Annotated in this window: 3 protein-coding genes; 2 read left to right on the forward strand and 1 reads right to left on the reverse strand. The window is 71.5% G+C overall.

Going from position 1 to position 3,390, the window contains the following annotated elements; all coding sequences use genetic code 11:
* The coding region (locus tag M4J07_RS47140) for a WD40 repeat domain-containing protein (RefSeq protein ID WP_255983456.1) at window positions 1-395 on the forward strand (395 nt) is incomplete at its 5' end.
* Window positions 396-418: 23 nt separating this feature from the next.
* Here M4J07_RS47140 and M4J07_RS47145 read toward each other — a convergent pair.
* Complete coding sequence (locus tag M4J07_RS47145; protein WP_255983458.1) at window positions 419-1,678, reverse strand: amidohydrolase family protein; 1,260 nt, start codon at window positions 1,676-1,678, stop codon at window positions 419-421.
* 218 nt (window positions 1,679-1,896) lie between these two features.
* Here M4J07_RS47145 and M4J07_RS47150 point away from each other — a divergent pair.
* On the forward strand, window positions 1,897-3,390 hold a 1,494-nt coding region (locus M4J07_RS47150; RefSeq protein WP_255983460.1), incomplete at its 3' end, for an AfsR/SARP family transcriptional regulator.

Raw genomic sequence — 3,390 nt, forward strand, 5'->3', positions numbered from 1 at the left:
CCTTCGGGGGCCGCCGGCTGATCGCCGGCGGCCCGCGCATCCAGATCTGGGACCTCGCCACGCGCAAGGTCGTCGCGTCGCACCAGGACGACCGCGACCGTCCGAGCACGGCAGCGTTCGCGAACCGGGAGGCGGCCGGCCTGCTCGCGACGTGCGGCAGCGAGTCCGACAGCAGGGGACGGAACAGGGCGGACCGCTCGATCACGCTCTGGTCCACGTCCGACGACCTGTACCCCGTCACCTTCGCCCCCGGCCCGCTGAAGGTGCCTCACGGGGCCCCCATCGGCGCGCTGGCCCTGAACGAGGGCGGCGGCACACTCGCCGGCGCCCTGAACCCCGCATCCTCACCGGACGAGGACGGCGAACCGCCCTCGATCCAGTTGTGGAACCTATGACGCCGACGGACACCGGCGGACGCCTACGGCCGCCAGAGCCCCTCCGGGGTGAGCCCGAGCAGATCGATCGCGTTGCCGCGCACGATCCGCTCCACGACCTCCGCGTCCAGATGCCCCATCTGCGCCTCACCGACCTCCTTCGACTTCGGCCAGGTGGAGTCGGAGTGCGGGTAGTCGGTCTCGTAGAGGACGTTCCCGACGCCGATGGACTCCAGGTTCTTCAGCCCGAAGGCGTCGTCGAAGAAGCAGCCGAAGACGTGGTCGGCGAAGTACTCGCTCGGCGGCTTGCGCACCTTGTCGGCGACGCCGCCCCAGCCGCGGTTCTCCTCCCACACCACGTCGGCGCGTTCGAGGATGTACGGGATCCAGCCGATCTGGCCCTCGGCGTACATGATCCGCAGCTCGGGGAACCGCTCGAACTTCCCGCTCATCAGCCAGTCCACCATCGAGAAGCAGCAGTTGGCGAAGGTGATGGTGGACCCGACGGCGGGCGGCGCGTCCGGTGACGTGGACGGCATCCTGCTGCTGCTGCCGATGTGCATGGCGATGACGGTGCCGGTCTCGGCGCACGCGGCGAGGAAAGGGTCCCAGGCGTCGGTGTGGATGCTCGGCAGCCCGAGGTGCGGCGGGATCTCGGAGAAGGCGACGGCGCGCACGCCGCGGGCGGCGTTCCTGCGCACCTCGGCGGCGGCGAGCTCCGGGTCCCACAGCGGGATGAGGGTCAGCGGTATCAGCCGCCCCCGGGCCGCGGGCCCGCACCACTCGTCCACCATCCAGTCGTTGTAGGCGCGCACCCCGAGGAGTCCCAGCTCACGGTCCGTGGCCTCGGTGAAGGTCTGCCCGCAGAAGCGCGGGAAGGTGGGGAAGCAGAGCGCCGACTGGACGTGGTTGACGTCCATGTCGGCGAGGCGGGACGGGACGTCGTAGGACCCCTTCCGCATCTGCTCGTAGGTGATGACTTCGAGCTTGATCTCGTCCCTGTCGTACCCGACGGCGGTGTCGAGGCGGGTGAGCGGCCGGTGCAGGTCCTCGTAGACCCACCAGTCGCCGATGGGTCCGTCGTCGCCGGGCTCGCCCATCACGGGGGCGAACTTGCCGCCCAGGAAGGTCATCTCCTTCAGCGGCGCGCGGACGATGCGGGGTCCGACGTCGAGGTACTTCTTCGGCAGCCGGTCGGACCAGACGTCGGGCGGCTCGACGGTGTGGTCGTCGACGGAAATGATGAGCGGGAACTCGCCTGATTCCGGGGCGGATTGGTCGATTGCGCTCTCCGTGGTCTCCATGGGCTCACGGTAGCGCTGATCTGACGACCCGTCAGCTACTAGGAGTTCAGTGGGAGCGAAGGTTCGTGGCGTGAGATGTCTGTGATGACTGTCTCCCGTGGCTGACGTATCCGCCATGAACAAGGCAAACTGGCGGAGTTGTCTTTGACGGCGCGCCGTCTGGACGAAACGGCGACGAGATGTGACCGGTGCTGGTGCGGCGGCAGGGGGCAGTGACGATGGACGGTGGACCGCGGGTACCGGAGCAGCGGCGGTCCGCCGCGCCCGAGGACGCCTCGGACGCGGCGCCGGCCGGCGGCTCCGACCTGCGCTTCAGCGTGCTCGGCCCGGTCCGGGCCTGGCGCGGCGGGGAGCCGCTCGCGACGGGCTCGCCCCAGCAGCGGGCCCTGCTCGCGGCACTCCTCCTGCGCGAGGGCCGCACGGCCACGGCGGGCGAGCTGATCGACGCGCTGTGGGGCGAGGAGTCCCCGCAGCAGGCCCTCGCCGCACTGCGCACCTACGCCTCCCGCCTCCGGAAGGTCCTCGACCCGGGCGTCCTGGTGAGCGAGTCGGGCGGCTACGCGATCCGCTCCCTCAGCCCCGACGCCCTCGACCTGACCGCGGCGGAGTCCCTCTGGTCGGACGCGGAGAAGGCCCGGCAGACCGGTGACCTGTGCCAGGCCCGGGGCCTGCTGAACAAGGCGCTGGGCCTGTGGGACGGCGAACCGCTGGCCAACGTGCCGGGACCGTACGCGGAGACCCAGCGCATCCGCCTGGAGGAGTGGCGCCTCCAACTCCAGGAAACCCGCCTGGACATGGACCTGGAGCAGGGCTGCCACGCGGAGGCGGTCTCGGAGCTCACGGCGCTGACGGCGGCACATCCGCTGCGCGAACGCCTTCGCGAACTGCTGATGCTGGCGCTGTACCGGAGCGGCCGCCAGGCGGAGGCCCTCGCGGTCTACGCGGACACGCGGCGCCTGCTGGCGGACGAGCTGGGAGTGGACCCGAGGCCGGGCCTCTCGGAACTCCAGCAGCGCATCCTGCAGGCGGACCCGGCCCTGGCCGAACCCTCGTCCCCGGCCACGGAGCCCTCCACCAACCCGATCAAACCCGCCCAACTCCCGGCCACCGTGCCGGACTTCACCGGCCGCGCCTCCTTCGTACGCGAACTGAGCGACGTGCTGTCGGCCGCCTCGTCGGAGGCGGGCACGGGCTCGGTCATGGCGGTGTCGGCGGTCGCGGGCATCGGCGGCGTGGGCAAGACGACGCTGGCCGTGCACGTCGCACACGCGGCACGGTCATCGTTCCCCGACGGCCAGTTGTACGTGGACCTCCAGGGCGCGGGAGCGCGGGCGGCGGAACCGGAGACGGTGCTCGGCTCGTTCCTGCGGGCCCTCGGCACGGCGGACTCGGCGATCCCGGACTCCCTCGAAGAGCGCGCGGCGCTCTACCGCTCCACGCTCGACGGCCGCCGGATCCTGGTCCTCCTGGACAACGCGCGGGACGCGGCACAGGTCAGGCCCCTGCTCCCCGGTACGGAGGGCTGCGCGGCCCTGATCACGGGCCGGGTCCGGATGGTCGACCTGGCGGGCGCGCACCTGGTGGACCTGGACGTGATGTCACCGGACGAGGCGCTGCTCCTCTTCACGCGCATCGTGGGCGAGGAGCGGGTGGCGTCGGAACGCAAGGCGGCCCTGGACGTGGTCGCGGCGTGCGGCTTCCTCCCCCTGGCG

The sequence above is a fragment of the Streptomyces longispororuber genome, from assembly GCF_024448165.1.
GTDB classification, from domain to species: domain Bacteria; phylum Actinomycetota; class Actinomycetes; order Streptomycetales; family Streptomycetaceae; genus Streptomyces; species Streptomyces longispororuber_A.